11 protein-coding genes and 3 pseudogenes are annotated in these 17,138 nt (G+C 63.8%); 8 read left to right on the forward strand and 6 right to left on the reverse strand.

Annotated features, from left to right (window positions below; all coding sequences use genetic code 11):
* Positions 1 to 135: 135 nt before the first annotated feature.
* On the forward strand, positions 136 to 2,457 hold the full coding sequence (locus W823_RS47130; protein ID WP_161634026.1) for a PQQ-binding-like beta-propeller repeat protein: 2,322 nt from the start codon (positions 136 to 138) through the stop codon (positions 2,455 to 2,457).
* 320 nt (positions 2,458 to 2,777) lie between these two features.
* Positions 2,778 to 3,035 carry a hypothetical protein gene (locus W823_RS47135; RefSeq protein ID WP_152538099.1) on the forward strand — a complete coding sequence of 86 codons (258 nt, stop codon included), beginning with the start codon at positions 2,778 to 2,780 and terminating at the stop codon, positions 3,033 to 3,035.
* Positions 3,036 to 3,490: 455 nt separating this feature from the next.
* Here W823_RS47135 and W823_RS59665 read toward each other — a convergent pair whose 3' ends face one another.
* Positions 3,491 to 3,826 carry a hypothetical protein gene (locus W823_RS59665; RefSeq protein ID WP_081729820.1) on the reverse strand — a complete coding sequence of 112 codons (336 nt, stop codon included), beginning with the start codon at positions 3,824 to 3,826 and terminating at the stop codon, positions 3,491 to 3,493.
* Positions 3,827 to 4,290: 464 nt separating this feature from the next.
* Between W823_RS59665 and W823_RS59670 the strand changes: the two genes are divergently transcribed.
* Entirely contained in the window at positions 4,291 to 4,809 is a 519-nt protein-coding gene (locus tag W823_RS59670) for an alpha/beta hydrolase (RefSeq protein WP_081729821.1), read from the forward strand.
* A 103-nt stretch (positions 4,810 to 4,912) separates the two neighbouring features.
* Positions 4,913 to 5,443 (forward strand): hypothetical protein, encoded by a 531-nt coding sequence (locus W823_RS47140; RefSeq protein WP_031332664.1) that lies wholly within the window; start codon positions 4,913 to 4,915, stop codon positions 5,441 to 5,443.
* Positions 5,444 to 5,452: 9 nt separating this feature from the next.
* On the opposite strand, the gene W823_RS47145 is transcribed toward W823_RS47140, so the two are convergent.
* From W823_RS47145 to W823_RS47165, 5 genes and pseudogenes are all read right to left on the reverse strand, one after another.
* Positions 5,453 to 6,190 carry a TetR/AcrR family transcriptional regulator gene (locus W823_RS47145; protein WP_023959885.1) on the reverse strand — a complete coding sequence of 246 codons (738 nt, stop codon included), beginning with the start codon at positions 6,188 to 6,190 and terminating at the stop codon, positions 5,453 to 5,455.
* A gap of 19 nt (positions 6,191 to 6,209) precedes the next feature.
* Positions 6,210 to 7,787 (reverse strand): FAD-dependent monooxygenase, encoded by a 1,578-nt coding sequence (locus W823_RS47150; protein ID WP_023959887.1) that lies wholly within the window; start codon positions 7,785 to 7,787, stop codon positions 6,210 to 6,212.
* Positions 7,788 to 7,805: 18 nt separating this feature from the next.
* A pseudogene (locus W823_RS47155) lies at positions 7,806 to 9,498 on the reverse strand ((2,3-dihydroxybenzoyl)adenylate synthase).
* Positions 9,495 to 11,815 (reverse strand): annotated as a pseudogene (locus W823_RS47160) (hydantoinase B/oxoprolinase family protein). The pseudogenes W823_RS47155 and W823_RS47160 overlap by 4 nt, the downstream one beginning before the upstream one ends.
* Before the next feature lie 18 nt (positions 11,816 to 11,833).
* Positions 11,834 to 13,941, reverse strand: a pseudogene (locus W823_RS47165) (hydantoinase/oxoprolinase family protein).
* Between the two features lie 255 nt (positions 13,942 to 14,196).
* On the opposite strand from W823_RS47165, the gene W823_RS47170 reads away from it, so the two are divergent.
* Genes W823_RS47170 through W823_RS47185 form a run of 4 tightly spaced genes read left to right on the forward strand, consistent with a single transcriptional unit; the run spans position 14,197 to position 17,125 of the window.
* Entirely contained in the window at positions 14,197 to 14,952 is a 756-nt protein-coding gene (locus W823_RS47170) for a maleate cis-trans isomerase (RefSeq protein ID WP_023959889.1), read from the forward strand.
* Positions 14,953 to 14,982: 30 nt separating this feature from the next.
* Complete coding sequence (locus W823_RS47175) at positions 14,983 to 15,642, forward strand: VOC family protein (RefSeq protein ID WP_023959891.1); 660 nt, start codon at positions 14,983 to 14,985, stop codon at positions 15,640 to 15,642.
* Positions 15,639 to 15,884, forward strand: coding sequence for a hypothetical protein (locus tag W823_RS47180; RefSeq protein WP_023959893.1), 246 nt, complete (start codon positions 15,639 to 15,641; stop codon positions 15,882 to 15,884). Before W823_RS47175 ends, W823_RS47180 begins: the two co-directional genes overlap by 4 nt.
* Positions 15,881 to 17,125 (forward strand): hypothetical protein, encoded by a 1,245-nt coding sequence (locus W823_RS47185; RefSeq protein WP_023959895.1) that lies wholly within the window; start codon positions 15,881 to 15,883, stop codon positions 17,123 to 17,125. Before W823_RS47180 ends, W823_RS47185 begins: the two co-directional genes overlap by 4 nt.
* The last annotated feature ends 13 nt before the right edge of the window (positions 17,126 to 17,138 follow it).

A 17,138-nucleotide genomic window follows, 5' to 3' on the forward strand; every position in this document is an offset into this window, starting at 1 on the left:
CCCGCAAGTTTGTCAGCGGAACCACCTACCGAGCCGGCTGCACCACAGCAGCCGACACCGGCCCCGCCCTCGGCGTCGACCTATGGACTTTCTGCTGCGACGCCGTATGCCAGGCAAGAACAACACGCTGAATCGGTGCCTCCCTGGGTGGGCGGCGGTTCGCAAGGTGGCGCGTTCGCGACCGGCGCCGCGCCGTATCCGCCCTACGGACCCCCTCCCGAGCACGTGCCGCCACGTCGCATCGGGCGCAGCATCATGTGGGGTCTGGTGGCAGCAGCGGTGGTCGTGGTTCTGGCGGTCGCGACCGTGACGGTTGTGCTCGCCACCCGAGACGACGGTAAGGAGCCAGTAGCGAAGAGTCTGCCAGACAACGCTTTGCAGTCCGCATACCCTGATGCGCCCAGCCGGACCTTCCAGATCGCCGGTGATGATGTCAACGCTTCTGGCACGTTCCGTCGACCCAACTACCCGGTCGGCGGCGAGGAGAACACCGGCTATTTACGGTCGGATAAGTATGCCATCACAGGCATCTCAGGTGGCCTCATCGCAGTCGACCCCGCCACCGGTGATGTGGCCTGGGTTCAAGACACGCTCGGTGCAGTCGGCTGCTCAGACGTGTTCGATGATCAGACGATGGCCTGCATCACGGAGGGTGGCCTCGTGCTGCTCTCCGCCGAGACAGGGCAAGTGAACCGGTGGCTGCCAAAGTCGGGATATACCCGAATGGAGAAGTTCGGCGACAAGTATGCGTATGCCCAGTCGGACGGGAGTACCGCAACGGTCTCGCTGGGAACACTAGATAATCCTGAGGCCTACTGGAAGCGCGAAGAGGCGATCAGCGGCGGAACGCGTACCAGTTTGGCTGTCTCCGACAACATCATCATGTGGCGAGATGGCAGCGTCACCGGGGGATGGACGCTGGCGTACAACGTGTCTGGTGAATCGCTCAATCCCGTGACCAGTACTTACGGCAATTTGGTGGATGACCTGGTCGTTGCAGCGGACAGCTCAGCAAAGGTGTACAACGCGGCAGGTGAGCTGCAGTACGAAGCAGGTTGGTTTGTCGATCAGCCGACCCTGTACGCGCCGGCACCAGGGGTTGACCTGGCCTTCACTGGCGGTGACGTGATCAACCCCGATACCGGTCGCCACGCATGGGACTTTCCTCAAGGCATTCCGCCCACCGACGGTCTTCACGCCGATGTGAGAGCTGTCGTCGGGTCCGTGGTGTTGGCAAACACGTGGCCGCGTGGTGGGTTGCTGGCAGCTGATGCACGTACCGGCGCGCTGCTGTGGCGAATCGACAGTGGTGTCCCGTCCACTGAGTTGGTCACCGACGGCCAACGGGTGATGGCGGTAGATGAGTACGGCACCGTGAGTGCGTACGACCTCGCGACCGGGAGCGTTGCCTGGACGGTCGAAGCTGGTGATCTGGGGGAGTATCCAAAGCTGTTCGCCGTCGGCGGCCATCTCGTGGCCTATGGATCCGATGCCATGGTTGGTTTCACCGGGAGTGGTGAACCTGCGGTGCTCTACGACTCCGCCGGTGCCTCCCCAGGGACGGCAAAGAACAGTTCAGGCGGGGCGGTGACGAAGTGCGGCAGCGCTCCCAAGGTGGTGCCGGAGACATTTAGGGCTACCGACGGCGCTTTGGTGGTGCGTTTGAAGTTCACGGCGACGTGTCCCGGAGGCGACATCATCTCCAACTCCGGTTACCGCGTCACCATCCGGGACCAGAGCAGCCTCATCGCCTCCGCGCAATTCAACCTCGGCGGGACCTCAGTGTTGGCACTGCCGCGTGATGGCGGATCGGTCGCCCGGGACTTTGCTTTCCCGCCAGGCACGTTCTGGCGGTTGCCGTCATCGCTCAGTGGCGGGGGTGGATCAAATACGTCGGTCGGCGGCAGCGGCCAGACGATCGAGTGTTCGGCGCAAGGTACGGACACGGTGCCGCAAGGCGAGGAGATGTCGCCGTCGACGTCTTCGACGAGTAGCCCATTGGCCGGTTCGCAGGCGTCTGCTGGAGGTGCCACCGTGAACCCGACCCAAAATGCACTGGATGCTCTGCGCGCCCAAGCCAACGCGGACTACCCTCTGGTGCAACGAGATCTGGCTGAGCGCTGGCTCGCCCAGATTTCAGCAAAACAAGTCCGCACACCGCCCCTGATGGCTGTGGACATCGATGATCGGACCATGGTTGCGTGGACCCCAGAAGAGATTCTTCGCCAACACCTCGCGTTGCGGTCGCAGTATCCGGAAGTTCGGCTGGTGTATTCCAACGACTGGAGCACCTTTGATCTCCGCGACTGGTGGATCACGGTCGCTCAACCGAACGTCGCCGATCCGGTGAGTGCTAACGCTTGGTGCGACTCCAAAGCCCTTGCACCCAATCAATGTTTCGCCAAGCTCATCAGTAACACGCGGGGGTCGGCAGGAACGACGGTGTATCGACGGTAGCCAGCATTCTGCGATTGCGGAGCGCTTCCCCGCCGCAGCCGAAGTCGCAAAAGACTCAGAGTGGTCAGTTCCGCGTATTGGACCGGTAGTGACACGACGTCCTGCTCGCGCGGAAAGGACGTGGTGACGTTGCTGACCGCCGCCAGTTCGGTGCGTGGTGCCATTTCGGTATGTACCATTTCCGACCGGGGGAGTCGTTCGGTCATCCGCTTTTCGTGAAGACCGAACGTAAGTAAACGCGCTCGGCGCGGATAAGTCTGGGGGTAGGGGTGGCTCCGAACGATGTCAGCGAGACGTTCAGTATCAGTCCGGCGGAGGTCATGGCGACCGCAAGCACGTGGCAGCAACAAGGCGTCGTTGTAAACGGCCTCGATTTCTCTGGCATGGCGTGTGCCAGTGGCGGGGGATCACGAACCTTCGCTGCGGTTGTGGCGTGCAGTGTTGCCGCGACCAACGCAACCGAGTCGATCGGCGGCAGACTGACGACGCTTGGTGAGAATTTGCGGACCTTCACGGTGACATCCAGTGAGAACGACCGCACCGCTGCCGATTCCTTCACCAGGTTGATGCCGCGCTGATGCGTCCGACAATCTCCCAGCTACGCCGCTGGAATCCTGGCGAGCTGACCGATGCCGGCACCACGGCCCAGGACAACGCAACTGTGCTCGACGGGGCTGTGGACGCGGTTGTTCGTGCCATGTACGCCAACACACAGTGGTCAGGTAAGACCAGGTTCGCCGCCCAAGACAAGGTCAAGGAAGAGCAAGACCACGCCAACGAAGTGCGTAATGTGCTGCAGCAGATCGCGGATGAGACGAAAGACGCCGCACACGATTTGGCGCACTCCCGCACATTCGTCCTCGGGCAAGTCGACGGTGCGTTGCACGACGGTTGTGCCGTCTCTGACGCAGGTGAGGTCACACATCCCGACAAAGCCAAGAAGGAAATCGCGGATGGCTATGAAAGCCACATCCAGCGCGGGTTGACTACGATCGACACTCTCGACGAAGACTACGGAACCCGAATCGAAGGGCTACAGGGCGATCTCGCCGCGATGGTCAATGGCCAACCCGACGTGGTTCTGCCGGACGGCACCAGGATGGACGGCGACGCGGTGATCGCCAGACTTCGGGACATGTCTGAAGCTGAGCGGCGTGCGTTCCTCGCTGGCATGAGCGAACAGGATGTCCGGCGACTTGTACAGGCCGACCCAGTCTTCATGGGCAATACGAATGGTGTTCCGTTCGCGGTACGGGGAGTTGCAAACGAGATCAACATTCGCAACGCCATAAGCAACGAGGTTCAGGCTGGCAACGATGTGGCCGGTAAGAACAAGCGCGCTGAGAAGCTGCGCGATTTGCTCCGGCAACAGAATGACCCTAGCTTGACCACAGATAAGGACGAGAACACAGAGAGTACCCCAGAAGATCGTAAGGTCGAGCGACAGTTCATCTCTTTCGAGAACACGGAGAATGGCCGATACGTCGAGATGATCGGGAGCCTTACATCGGGAACCAAAAATGCCACTGTATACGTACCCGGAACGGGGTCAAATCTTAACGGCAGCAACACCAATACATCCGCTGCCTGGAATCTGGCCCAGGAAACAAGCGGCCCGGTGATTGTCTACATGGACGGCGATCTGCCGCAGAGTATGGGCTACGAAGGACTGGTCGATGCAGGTAAGGGCGGTCTGACAGGCGCAATCCCTTCACTGGTGGCCGGCGGCCCGCTTGGCCTTCCCGGCGCGGTGGGTGGCTTCATCGCCGGCGGCATCCAGGTATTTCAGACTCGATCGAAGGTTCGGCCGCAGATCCTCAGTTTGCCCGAGACATGGCACCTCGCTTGGTGGGTTTCGGACGGGAGCTCGACGCTGAGATTGCTGTGCACGCACCGGACGCGAAAACCACATTCATCGGGCACTCGTACGGCGGGTCAGTGGTCGGGAGCGCGGAACAGCTCGGCCTCAATGCAGACCGGGTCATCTACGCGTCATCGGCAGGAACTGGAGTCTTCGACGGAGAATGGCAGAACGCCAACCCCAATGTCGAACGGTTCTCGTTGACTGCCCCAGGTGACCCGATTCAGTACATTCAGTCGATGCCGGGGAGTCCTCACGGGGGCGACCCGGACAGCATGCCGGGCGTTACTCGGCTCGACACTGGTAGCTATAGCGGATCAAATTTGGAGTACCCGATAGGACCTGTAGAGGGTGGGCGGGGGCACGGCGGGTACTGGGATGACCGGCAGTCCGGGGGCTTCCAAAACATGGTCGAAGTAGTTACAGGTGGGGAGCCGACCCTATATGTCGAGCGGGGACCCGACAGACCAACGGACCGGCCTGGGAGGTAGCTGAGGAAGTGTTTGGCGTGACGCCAATCGGGCCGTTGCTAGATCCGCTCGACGGGGATGTCGACCTCCCCGGACCCCTTCCCGACGTTCAGCTGAAGTTGCCGTGGTGATCACGAAGCCTCTTGTAATCTCGGTGTCGACCTTGCTCTTCTCTAGTCTCCTTGCCGGTTGTTACGACTACAACGACGCTGATCCAACCGTTCGCGAAATTCCCCGTGATGAGGCCTGGCGAACCATCAACGTCAACATGCAGTACGTTCTGCCAAAATGGGATCCTGAAATCCCATTCCCCGAAGAACCACTGGACCCGCCCCCCAGCATGTCTGGGTGTGCGACAGGCAAGAACAGCCTGGCGACCGGGCCTCCGTGGAGTTTGCGTGTTGAGGGGCGGCTCATTGAGCCCGACCGTCTCGAGATCGATGCGATCGACGCCGGTTTCACCGCCCTCGAGAGCCGTGGCTACGCGCCTGTCGCGACTTCTCCGGACGGTAGTCCAGAGAACAGACGGGTTCAGAACGATGCTGGCTATGTTGTTTCGCTGTGGATCGATGACGAAGCAGACGGCAGACGCTCCTATGAGCTGATATCGGTTTCGTCATGCATACGGTTCGATGGAGATGACCAGTACAACTGAATGCTCTGACTACTCCTCCACCCGCAACGACTGTTCGAGATAATCCAGGTTCTGCCGCATCCGCGCGATGATGCGATCGGGCCCCGGCTCCGTGGAATCGGCGTCGGGTTCGAGGACCGAGCTGACGGCCATGTCGGCGAGTTGCTGCGCGACGTCGCGGTCGCTGTCGGCGTCCCCGGGGTGATGCCACCAGGCGATCCAGTTCAGCATTCCGATGATGCCGAGCGCCGCAACACGGGGATCGGCCGCACGGAACACTCCGGCTGCGATTCCCTCGTTCATCGCGGTGGTTATCTCCCGCAACACCCGGCGCCGGCTCTGGCGATAGGTCTCGGCCAGCGCCGGCGGTAGCTCGGCTTCGGAGCGGATGAGCAGACGGAAGCGGTCCTGTGTCTGCATCTGGTGGAGGGCAATCGACAGGGCCATTTCGCGAACCTTGGCCGCCGGGTCGAGGTCGGTGCGCTGGTTGATCTCGTGCAGCAACACCGCCGGCTCCTCGGCGATCTCGCTGACCAGCCGGGCGAACAGCTCGTCCTTGTTCTTGACGTAGTGGTACATCGCCGGGCGGGTCAGGCCCGTGGCGTCGGCGATGTCCTGCAGCGTGGTGCTGGCCAGCCCCTTTTCGGCGAACAGCCGCGTGGCCTGCTCCATGATCTCGCGCTCCACCAACTCGCGCCGCGAGTTGCTGCGTACGCCCGGCTTACCGGTGGCGGTCGACGGTGTCCCGTCCGGCGTCGACTTGGTCATGAGCGAACAATAGTGCGCCTCACACCGTCGCCGCGTGAACGTCGTCGAGTGCGCCGCCGATCACCGCGCCATCAACGATGTGGACCAAGTCGGTCCGCAGGCTCACCAGTCCCGCACTCAAGTCGCTTCGACACGCGTCCGGCGCCTCCACCACCACTATGTGCCCGGCCTGCCGCAGCCGCTCGCCCACATCGAGACGGGTGAGCACAGCGTCTCGCTGGGGTGGCCCGGTCAGCCACACCATGGACGCGGTGGGGACACCGTCAATGAGTCCATCTGCTGCCGTGCCCCAAGCCGAATCGACGTGGACCTCGACGACCGCAGTGCCCGCATCCGATCGCAGCGATCCGTCAGCCACCCGAGTCGGTGCTGTAAATCCGTTGCGACGCAACGGACGTCGCAACACCCACTCGCCGACCTCGCTATCGGGAACCTCGTCCGGCCGCACGTCACCGTAATCGGCGAGCCCACGCCTGGCGACATCGGGCGCCGACTGCGCAAAACGCTCCAGACTGACCTTTCCGGCACGGGTCATGTACGCGACCATCAGCTGATCGACCGGCATGTCGATGCGCCCCGGAAAAGACTCCCACCACAGTTCGCTGCGCGCTGCGATCGACTGCAGGTATTCGACGCCGGGCCGGCGTGCGGTTTCGTAGGCCGCCAACGCGTCCTCGAGCGACGACGCCTCCCGCACCCCGCGGTCCAGTGCGATGGCATCTTCCATCGCCAACTTGGTGCCCGACCCGATCGAATAGTGCGCTGTGTGCGCGGCATCGCCGAGCAACACCACGTTGCCCGCATGCCAGCGCTCGCACGTCACAGTGCGGAACTTCAGCCACCGCGTGCGATTGCCGATGAGGGGATGCCCGCCAAGGGTCGCAGCGAAGGCGTCTTGCAGGTATTTCAGCGACTGGGTGTCGCTGTCGAGGGGGCCGACGTTCTCGGTCGTCACGTCGAAACCGGCATTGCGCCAGGTGGTCTCATCCGTCTCGATCAGAAACGTGCTGCGGTCGGGTGCATAGGGATAGGCGTGGGCAACAAAGGTGCCGTGCTCGGTGGTCACCGGAGTGAAAATGGCACTCGGCAGTGCGAAATCCGTTCCACACCAGAGGTAGAGACCCTTGCCGGTGGTGATCTGCGGGCGGAACTGATCTGCGAGCTCGGTGCGGGTGACGCTACCCACGCCGTCGGCGGCGATGATCAGATCCGCATCCACATCACCGACCCCACGGCGCTGCCCGAACTCCAGACGCACCCCTGCCGCGACCGCGTGATGCTGCAGCACCTCCAACAGTTTCGTGCGGGCGATGGCCAGCAACTCACCGTGCGACAGTCTCGAGACGGCGTCGCCAACCTGCATCGACATCTCGTGCGAGTAGGCGACGTCGACTATGGCTTCGAGTGAGGCTGGGTCAGCCTCGCGGAGATTGCGTTGGGTCCGCGAGGCCAACCCGACGCCGAAGCCGAATGTGGTGTCAGGCGAGCCCTGTTCGTAGACGGTCACGTCGGCGTCGGGGTGGCTGCGTTTGAGAAGCCGGGCGGCGTAGAGACCGCCGGGGCCTCCGCCGAGCACAGCGATGCGCTGTAGTTTCATCGGATTGTCCTCACTGGTTCACAGGGTGTCGGCAGCAGCGAGCTTGGCGACCACATCGGCGCGGAGCTGCTTCTTGTCGATCTTTCCCACGTTGGTCTGCGGTAGGGCGGTGAGCCATTCGAGTCGCTCGGGCCATTTGAACTTGGCCACGCCCAGGGCATCGAGATGACGTTGCACCTCTTCCATCGACACCGTGTCTCCCTGAGCGGCAACGAGATAGGCGCATGTTCGCTCGCCGAGTCGAGGATCAGGCATGGCCACCACCGCTGCGTTAGCAATGGCGGGGTGTTTGACGAGCAGGAGCTCGATCTCCTCGGCGTTGATCTTCTCGCCGCCGCGGTTGATCAGGTCTTTGATCCTGCCCTCGATGGACACGTAGCGGACGCCGTCGATCATCGTGAAGCTTGCCAGATCACCGGTGCGGTAGAAACCGTCGGACGTGAACGCGGCCCGATTGTGTTCGGGCGCATCGAAATAACCGGGAATCGTGTAGGGGCCGCGACAACACAATTCGCCCACTTCGCCATCGGCGAGAACAGCCTCTGACCCGGGCTCGAGAATCAACACCTCGTCGTCAACTGCGACAGGGGTGCCCACCGTGGCCGACCGTGCCGCTTGCGGCGCGTCAAGAGGTGTCACCAGGAACAACCCCTCCGACATCCCGAACAGCTGACCGGCCCGCTGTCCGTCGTCGCCATCAGCGCGAGCGAAGAGGTCTGGACTTGGCTTGGCGCCGGAGAGGACAACAGTGCGCAGATGCGACCGTGGCTCGTCGAACGCCACGCTCGTCACCGCCTGGTAGTGGCCGTGCCCGATGAGGACGTCGGTGGCCTGCTCACGCGCCATCAACCGGAATGCGCTCGGCGCATCGGGGGTGGCCAGAACGAGGCATGCTCCGACCGCATGTGCGGCGTGCAGTGCGCAGGTGATGCCCGCGTTGTGGATCAACGGGATCAGATGCGCGACGCGGGTCTTTTTCGGTCCACCCGAGCCGCTCGGCATAGAGACGCGCGTTGTCCCAGTACTCCACGTGCCGACGCGGGATGACCTTCGGCACACCTGTTGTGCCGCCAGATAATTGGAACGCGCACACATCAAGCGGGTCGATCGCGGCCTGGATGCGTTCGACTCGTTCGCGTGCGACGTTGTCGGCGATATCCGAACCCAAGTTCTCCATCGCATACGTTCCGTCTGCCGCGTCATCGGCCCCGACCGTCAGCACCGTCCGCATCGTCGGATGCCCGTCGGCTTGCTCTTGTGCGAACGACACGAGATCGAACCAGAGACCAGCCTCGACCACGTGTGCCACCGCGCCGACCGCCCGGCTGATGTGTCCGATCTCGTGACCCCGATGGGCGGCGAGTGTTGCCACTGGCACCAACCCGGCCTTGAGGCATCCGTACCAGGCGAGGACGGTTTCGATGCGGTTGGTCACCTGGAACAGCACGGGGTCACCCGGCTCGAGGCCCAAATCAGCCAGCCCAGCGGCGATCTGATCGGTACGACGTCCCATCTCGTTGTACGTCAGAGAGCCGGTCTCGGTGACCACGGCAACCCGGTCGGGATACCGCAGCTCCGTGCGGTGCAGCCGGTCGGCCACCGGCTGGTCGGTCCACGACCCTGACCGCCGGTACTGTTCGGCCCGGTCGGGTGGATAGTCGACCAGTCGGGCTCCCCAGCGGGAGCGACCGGTCGGCGTGGTGACGGTCATTTACCGGCCACCGCCGGTAGCAGCTGGGTCAGTTCGGCCACGTGGTCAGGGTGGTCGGCCGGAACGATCCCCGAGTACACCGCGGTCCAGCATCCCGGGCAGCACTGCTGTCGGAAAACCACTGGGGTGTCTACGTATTCGGTGGGATCGGAGGTGACCTGCGGACCTGCAGCACTGGACGGACCCTCGTACAGGGCCAGCGACAGCTTGCCGGTCTTGGTATCGCCGAGGAGGCGTCCGCAGTGCGCACATCCCACCACGCGGGCGTCACCGATGGTGACCTCCACGAGGTTGTCGTCCAGTCGCCGAGCCCGCGTCAGGTCGAGCGTCGCCTCTTGGCCGGTGGGAATCTCGGATCGTTCTCGCCGTTCGTCCTTCAGAGCAGAGCGATGCTCATCGGTGGCCGCCACGTCGACCTCGCCGTCGGTGACCACCACTCCGTAGTTGATGGCAGCACCGTCGGTGGTGACTTTGCCGTTGCGGACGTCAACGGCAACGGATTCCGGGTCGCGGCGTAGGGGATCGCCGTAACCGCCGCCGCCCTGCCAGTGCATGTACAGCACCTCACCGGGAGCAAGATAGCTCTCGGCGTAGCAAGCGCCGATCTCCTTGTTCTCGCCGAGATCATCGAGCGAGCCGGGAATGGTGCCCTGCGCCAACAGTTCATCGATCCCGGAGTTACGTGCCAGGATCTCCAGCCCCGTGTTACCCGGCTGGCCACCCGCGAGACCCGAGTTCTGCGCCACGGCCTTACCTGCAGACGCGAACACCAGCCCCATCGGCAGGCTCGTGCCGTACGGGGTGACGGCCAGCGATGCGCTGACGCCGCCGCGATGGCGTCCGGGACCACCCGAGTCGGGTTCTTCCTTGCGCCACAACGTCAGTAGTGGGTAGAGGAACTCGGTCATCTCGGTGTCGGGGATGCGGCCCATCGGGATACAGAACAGTCCGCCGGTGTCCATGCCGTCGGCCACCGGGCGTCCGCCGTAGCCGCCGCTCATCGGCTCCATCAAGATGTTGAGGAAGGGGACCGGTTGCTCGCCGCGTTCGTCGAGCCCAGCGACAACGGCTGTGTCCCAAGTTCCACAGCATGATGCCATGACGTTCTTGCCGAGTTCGATGTGGCGGTCGAGCATCTGCGCCAGACATTCGGCAACGAGGTTGCCGGTCAACCAGGCCGGGCCGATCGGGCCGCGACTGACCGCGGCCGGGAAGGTGGCGTTGTTGATCGTCCCTTCCTCGGCGATCAGGTCGAAGCATCGCATCAGACCACCTGCAGACCAGGGGATATCGCCCGCGAGGATCGGCAGTAGCGCCAGCATCACCCCGCCGCGCATGCCGGCGTACGTGCAGTTGATGACGCCGGTTTGCGGGTCGGTGCCGGTGAAGTCGAACGAGAGGTGGTTGTCCTTCTTGGTCATTGCGAGGGTGATCTTGTGGACCTCACGGTCGCCGACGCTCGACTGGTCCTGGTAGCCGGTGGCGTGCCACGTGCCGTCGGGCAAGTCGGTCAGCTTGGCCCGCAGTCGGCTCTCGGCGTCGGCCATCATCCGCTTCATCACGGCTTTGACGGTGTCGGGACCGTACTGTTCGATGACGGCCAGCAGACGGTCGCGGCCCACACTGTTGGCGCCGACCTTGGCGCGCAGGTCGAGCCCCACCAGCATCGGGACGCGGGAGCGTCGGACCCACACGTCGGCGACGTCGCGCTGTAGCTGGAAGTCGCGGACCACCTTGATCGGTGGTGTCGGAAGTGATTCGGAGAACACGTCTTTGGCGGCGGGATCGAACGAGCCGAGCCCGGAGCCGCCGAGGTCGGGTTCGTGGCAGATGGCGCTGGTCCAGCCGAACAGCTTGCCGTCGTAGAAGACCGGTTGGTAGACCATCACGTCGCTTTGGTGCAGTCCGCCGCCGACCCACGGGTCGTTGCAGAGGAACATGTCACCCTCGGTGATGCCGGGGTTGCTCGACCGGTGCTGCAGCGTCCAATAGATCGCCAGGTCAACGGCGCCCACCAGCATGGTGTTGTAGAGGCCCACCTGCACCTCTTGCCCGAGTTCGTCGCTGACAGCGAAGTCGAAGTCGTTGGCGTCGGTGACGATCGGCGAACCCGACATCCGCTTGAGGGCATCACCCATCTCGTCGTGACCGACCACAATCGGTGTCGGATCACCTCGTAGGTGAGGGGGTCGAGCTCATCGATCTGCTGTTGGGTGACGGTGTGGATGGGCAGCGTCGGTGGCAACGACCTGGCGAGGGCGTCGACGTCGACGGGTCGGCTGGAGAAGACTTCCGAGCCGGGGATCGGTGCGGTCATGAGTGATACTCCTGGATCTCAGGTCGGGTCGACGGTGATGGTGAGGTTGCCGAGGCGATCGATCTCGCCCGTGGTGTTGTGCGGCACCACCACAGTGGTGGTGGGCACTTCGATGACGGCGGGTCCGCGCAGGACGTGCCCGGCCCGTAGGCCTGCGTAGTCGTAGATATCGGTGTCGACGTATCCCTGGCGTCCGTCGAGGCACACCTTGCGGACGCGACGTGCGCGGCGCTTGCATCCGGTGATTCGGCCACTTCGAGTTCGGGCAGTTCGGGGGTGAAGGGGAGAACGCCCGTGCCGCGGACGCGGTAGGTGATGGCCTGGATCCCCGCTTCGCGGAAGCCGCTGTCTTTGCCGTACAGCTCGGCGTAGCGGTTCTCGAATGCCTCTGCAGCTCCGGTGATCTCGGTGGAGGTCAACGATCCGCCAGGGATCGGGGTCGCCACCTCGGCCAGCTGCATCGCGTAGCGCATGTCGATCTCGCGCTCGATCAGAACCGACTTGAACTGAAGGCCCTGCCGATCGAGCTGTTCGCGAACTTGCTCTTCCAGGACTTTGAAGTTCTGTTCCACCCGCGCCGGGTCCAGCGGGAGCGCGGCGGGATCCGAGAGTTCCTTGGCCAGAACGATGTCGGACGAGGCGAGACCGTAGGCCGAGAACGCCGAGGCCACCTGCCCGAGGGGCACCACCACCTGCGAGACCCCGATCTCCTGCGCGTAGAGGCCGCAGTGCGCTGGGCCCGAACCGCCAAAGGCGTAGACGATGAAGTTGCGGGGGTCGTGTCCTGCCTCCACCACCGTCTTGCGCAGCAGGTCTCCGGTCTGGGCGTTCTGCACCGCGTAGATCGCGGCAGCGGCTTCCTCCACCGACAGTCCGAGTGGTTCGGCGATGCGGGTGCGGATGGCCTCGCGGGCGAGCTGGAGGTTGAGTGCTTTGCGGCCACCGAGCAGGCCGCGCTCAGGGAGGATGCCGAGAACCAGGTTGGCATCGGTGTTGGTGGGCTCGGTGCCACCCTGTCCGTAACAGGCCGGGCCCGGAACCGCTTGCGCGCTATGGGGACCGATCTGCAGGTTGCCACCCGCGTCGATCCAGGCGATGGCGCCGCCGCCGGCGCCGATGGCGTGCACCTCGAGAGTCGGGACGTTGATGGGGTGGTGGTTGATGATGGTGCTCGAGGAGCGGACAGGTTCGCCGTCGACGATCATGCCGACGAGGAACGTGGTGCCGCCGGCGTCGGTGGCGATGATGTTGCTGTGCCCCAGTTGACGCCCCAGGGACACCGACCCGACCACGCCGCCGGTGAGCACCGAGCCCACGGTGGAGATCGCGTTGCCGGGAGCCTCGGACGCGGCGACCGCGCCGCCGTTGCTCTGCATGACGAGCAGGGGACCGGCGAGCTTGTGGTCGCGCAACTTGCCTTCGAGTTCGCCGAGGTAGTCGCGCAGGCCCGGGCCGATCTGGGTGCTCATGATTGTTGTTGCGTTGCGGGCGAATTCGCGGATGCGGGGACTGACCTCGCTGGAGAGTGAGACGAAGACGGCTGGGTCGATCTCGTGCACGATGTCGCGGATGCGTTGTTCGTGGGCGGGATTGCGGAATGACCACAGCAGCGAGACGGCAATGGCGGTGATGCCATCGGCCAGCAGGGTGGTGACGGCGGCGCGTACCTCGTTCTCGTCGAGGGCGACCACCACGCGGCCGTCGCGGTCGACCCGCTCGGTGACCTCCAGCGCGTGGCGCTTGTGCACCAGACCGTGAGACTTGCTCTGCGCCATCACGTTCTGCAGCTGTTCGGGGGAGCGTCCGAGGTAGCGGCCCTCCACGTTCATGATGTAGATCGAGTCGCGATGGCCCTTGGTGGTCAAGAACCCCACGTCGGGCACGTTGCCCATCACCAGGGCATTGAGCGACGACGTGGTGCCGTGCGCGATGTGGTGGGTGTTCGCCAACATCTCCTCGAGCGGCTGGCCCAGTTGTTCTGCCAACACCTCCAGGACGTCCATCACGCCCTGCGAGTAGTCGGGTGGTGTCGAGGGCGATTTGCCGCCGATCAGCAGGCCGGACCCATCATCGAGGACGGCATCGGTGAACGTCCCGCCGACGTCCACTCCGATCACGTATGCCATGGCCAGGTTCTCCTTCAGTTGCCGCGCATGTGTTCATTTACGTCGACGTTGAGTATTCGACGCCGATGAACACATGTCAAGCAGATTTTGTGAGCCGCCTCACCCATCTTGCCGCGTCTGCACCGATTTGCGCAGTTCAGCGCGCTGGAGGCGGGGGCTTGACGAATTGTCATCTGCGTCGAATAATTGTCGTAGACGTCAACTTGGCGTTCGTCGGTGCTCCTTCGGGACACCCGAACTGGAAAGGACGGCCAGATGAGCGTTCACCGAATCGGTCTTGTGGTGCCGAGCTCCAACGTCACCGTCGAGACGGAGATGCCGGCGTTGCTGCGCCGGCATCCCACCTCGGAGTTCTCGTTCCACTCCACGCGGATGCGGATGCACCGGGTGTCGCCCGAGGAGCTCGCCGCGATGAATGCCCAGCGTGAGCGGTGCGTGATGGAGATTGCCGACGCGTCGCCGGAGGTGATTCTGTACGCGTGCCTGGTGGCCCTGATGGTTGGTGGGCCGGGGGAGCACCAGCGGGTGGAAGGTGCCGTCGCCGAGCAGTTGGCGACGGGCGGTTCCGAGGCCATCGTCCGGTCCAGCGCCGGGGCGCTCGTCGAAGGGCTGCGTGCACTCGATGCCAAACGCATCGCCATCGTGACGCCGTACCTGCGGCCACTGGCGGAGAAGGTGGTCGAGTATCTCGAGGCCGAGGACTTCGACGTTGTGGACTGGCGCGCCCTCGAAGTGGCCGACAACGCCGAGGTCGGCTGCATTCCCGGTGACCGGGTGATGGAGGCTGCCCGGTCGCTCGACCTCACCGGCGTCGATGCCGTGGTGCTCTCGTGCTGTGTGCAGATGCCGTCACTGGCTTTGATCGATCACGCCGAGCGTGAGTTCGGCATTCCCGTGTTGTCGGCGGCGACCGCCGGTGCGTACAGCCTGCTGCGCGGCCTCGGTCTGCCCGTGGCCATCGATGGCGCCGGCAGTCTGCTGCGCGCAGACGTGGCATCCGTTCCGGCCTGACTACCCCCAGCTCAACCGAAGGAAGTACTGATGAGCGAGCTCGACCACAAGGTGCGCGGCGTAGACCACGTCGCCTACCCGACATTCGACCCGGCGGGCACCGTCCGCTTCTACCGAGATGTACTCGGTTTCCCTGTGGTGCATTCGATTTGTGCCGCTGGCTGGGGTCCGGACAAGCATCCCGACTTCATCCACTTCTTCTTCGACATCGGCAACGACGACCGGCTGGCGTTCTTCTACTACTTCGGTCTCGAACCGTTCGAGGGTGGACCGCAGGGCGATTCGTATTCGCGGTTCGCCGAGGATGTTCCGATCTTCTTCATCCGCTCGCGGCACCTCGCGATCCATGTCGATAACGAAGAAGATCTGCTCGAGTACCGCAAGCGCCTCGACGGCAGCGACTGGCCGGTGGAGATGCAGATCCAGCACGAGACCATCGAGTCGATCTACACCCACGACCCGAACGGCTACATGATCGAGATCACCCGCGCGATGCGTCCGGTGACGCCGCAGGAGGATCTTGATGCGAACCTGACGATCGATGCGTTGATCGATGTTGTGTCTGAGCCGAATCCGAGCATGGCGGGGCTGCTGACCCGCAAGGCCGAGCTGATTGTTCAGCGTGCCGCGCAGTGGCAAGAGGAGCACGACGCCCAGTCGGCGCTCGACGTGGTGGAGGCCGGCCGATGACCACCTTCTTCATCTTGGATGTGCCCGAGAACAAGCCGGTCGCGGCAGTGGCTGGTGAGGACCCCGATGTCACCGTGGATCACGTGGGGCCGTACTACCGGGTGTCGGCTGACGCGGAGATTGTGGTCGATCGGCGAGCGACCGGGTGTCGTCACGCGGTCTGGTACAGCTGTGTCTCTGGACTCAGCGAGTCACGAATTACGCAGTGGGACAGAGACGCACTGAAAGTGGAACCGCTGTGAGTGTTGCTGACGCGGGGGAGCGGCTGGGCGCAGGCCGATACATCGAGTCTGCGGAGCAACCGTCGAACACGGTGACGTCGGTGAATGAGCTGACCACTTCTGATGGTGCCAAGGTGTCTGGGGTGTTGCGCACCGTACCGTCGGCGCGGACGGTGGTCGCGCTGATGCACCCACGGCAGGATCTCACCCATCACGTGCTGGTACCTGAGCTGTTGGCCCGTGGTTTTGCGGTGTGGACGCAGGGCACGCGGTCGGTGAACAACGACCTGAATCTGATCCATGAGCAGGCGCTGCTTGATGTCGCGGCGGGTCAGGTGTTTCTGCGGGACAACGGCTTCGAGTCCGTGGTGTCGCTGGGGCACTCTGGTGGTGGGACCTTGTTTGCGTTCTATCACCAGCAGGCAGGGCTGACTCCTGGTGAGCGGTTGTCGCGGACCCCGGCTGGTCGGCCGATTGATCTTGCATCGGCGGAGATGCCGGTGCCCGACGGTGCGTTGTTCATGGCGCCGCACCCTGGCCAGGGGGAGCTGCTCCTGCGGCTCATCGATCCGTCGGTGGTGGATGAGAGCGATCCGTTGAGTGTGGATCCGGAGTCGAATGCGTTTGATCCGGCGAATGGCTTTGTGGAGGCTCCCGGCGCGTCGTCGTATGCACCGGAGTTTGTTGAGCGATACCGGGCGGCGCAGCGTGCGCGGGTGGAGCGGTTGGATGCTGTTGCTCGACGATATGTCGCTGAGAGTGCTGATTCTCGTGCACGTTTCAAGGCGTCGGGTGATCCGGTGGATCGTCGGGCTGCGTTGGCCCCGCGGTTGATGACGGTGTACCGGACGGACGCGGATCTGCGGTTCGTCGACCCGTCACTGAGTCCGAATGACCGGCCGTATGGTTCGTTGTTCGGTCGTCGGCCTGACCTGACGAACTACGGGCTCGTTGGGTTTGGTCGGCTGTCTACTGCGGATGCGTGGTTGTCGACGTGGTCGGGGTTGTCGAGCAACGCCGCGTTTGTACGTTGTGCGCCGGGGGTCAGGGTTCCGACTTTGTTTGTCGAATTGACCGGGGATCAAGCATGTTTCCCGGAGGACGCTGTTGAGATGGTCGGTGCCTTGGGGTCGGATAACGTGACGCATGTGCGGGTGGAAGGGACCCACTTCGGTGGGCCCATTCGAGATGGGGCTCCTACAGGGGCGAGTTTGGCTGCTGCTGAGATCGGTGGGTGGTTGGCGGAGCGGTTTGAGTCCTGACGTCCGCCCCGCC

Origin of the sequence: Williamsia sp. D3 (assembly GCF_000506245.1) — a bacterium.
In the GTDB taxonomy this organism is placed as follows: Bacteria; Actinomycetota; Actinomycetes; order Mycobacteriales; family Mycobacteriaceae; genus Williamsia; species Williamsia muralis.

Coding starts and splice junctions, on each gene's coding strand:
- W823_RS47175 (WP_023959891.1), top strand. CDS start 14,983: ATGAGCGAGCTCGACCACAAGGTGCGCGGCGTAGACCACGTCGCCTAC.
- W823_RS59670 (WP_081729821.1), top strand. CDS start 4,291: ATGGCACCTCGCTTGGTGGGTTTCGGACGGGAGCTCGACGCTGAGATT.
- W823_RS47135 (WP_152538099.1), top strand. CDS start 2,778: ATGGCGACCGCAAGCACGTGGCAGCAACAAGGCGTCGTTGTAAACGGC.
- W823_RS47145 (WP_023959885.1), bottom strand. CDS start 6,190: ATGACCAAGTCGACGCCGGACGGGACACCGTCGACCGCCACCGGTAAG.
- W823_RS47150 (WP_023959887.1), bottom strand. CDS start 7,787: ATGAAACTACAGCGCATCGCTGTGCTCGGCGGAGGCCCCGGCGGTCTC.
- W823_RS47180 (WP_023959893.1), top strand. CDS start 15,639: ATGACCACCTTCTTCATCTTGGATGTGCCCGAGAACAAGCCGGTCGCG.
- W823_RS47170 (WP_023959889.1), top strand. CDS start 14,197: ATGAGCGTTCACCGAATCGGTCTTGTGGTGCCGAGCTCCAACGTCACC.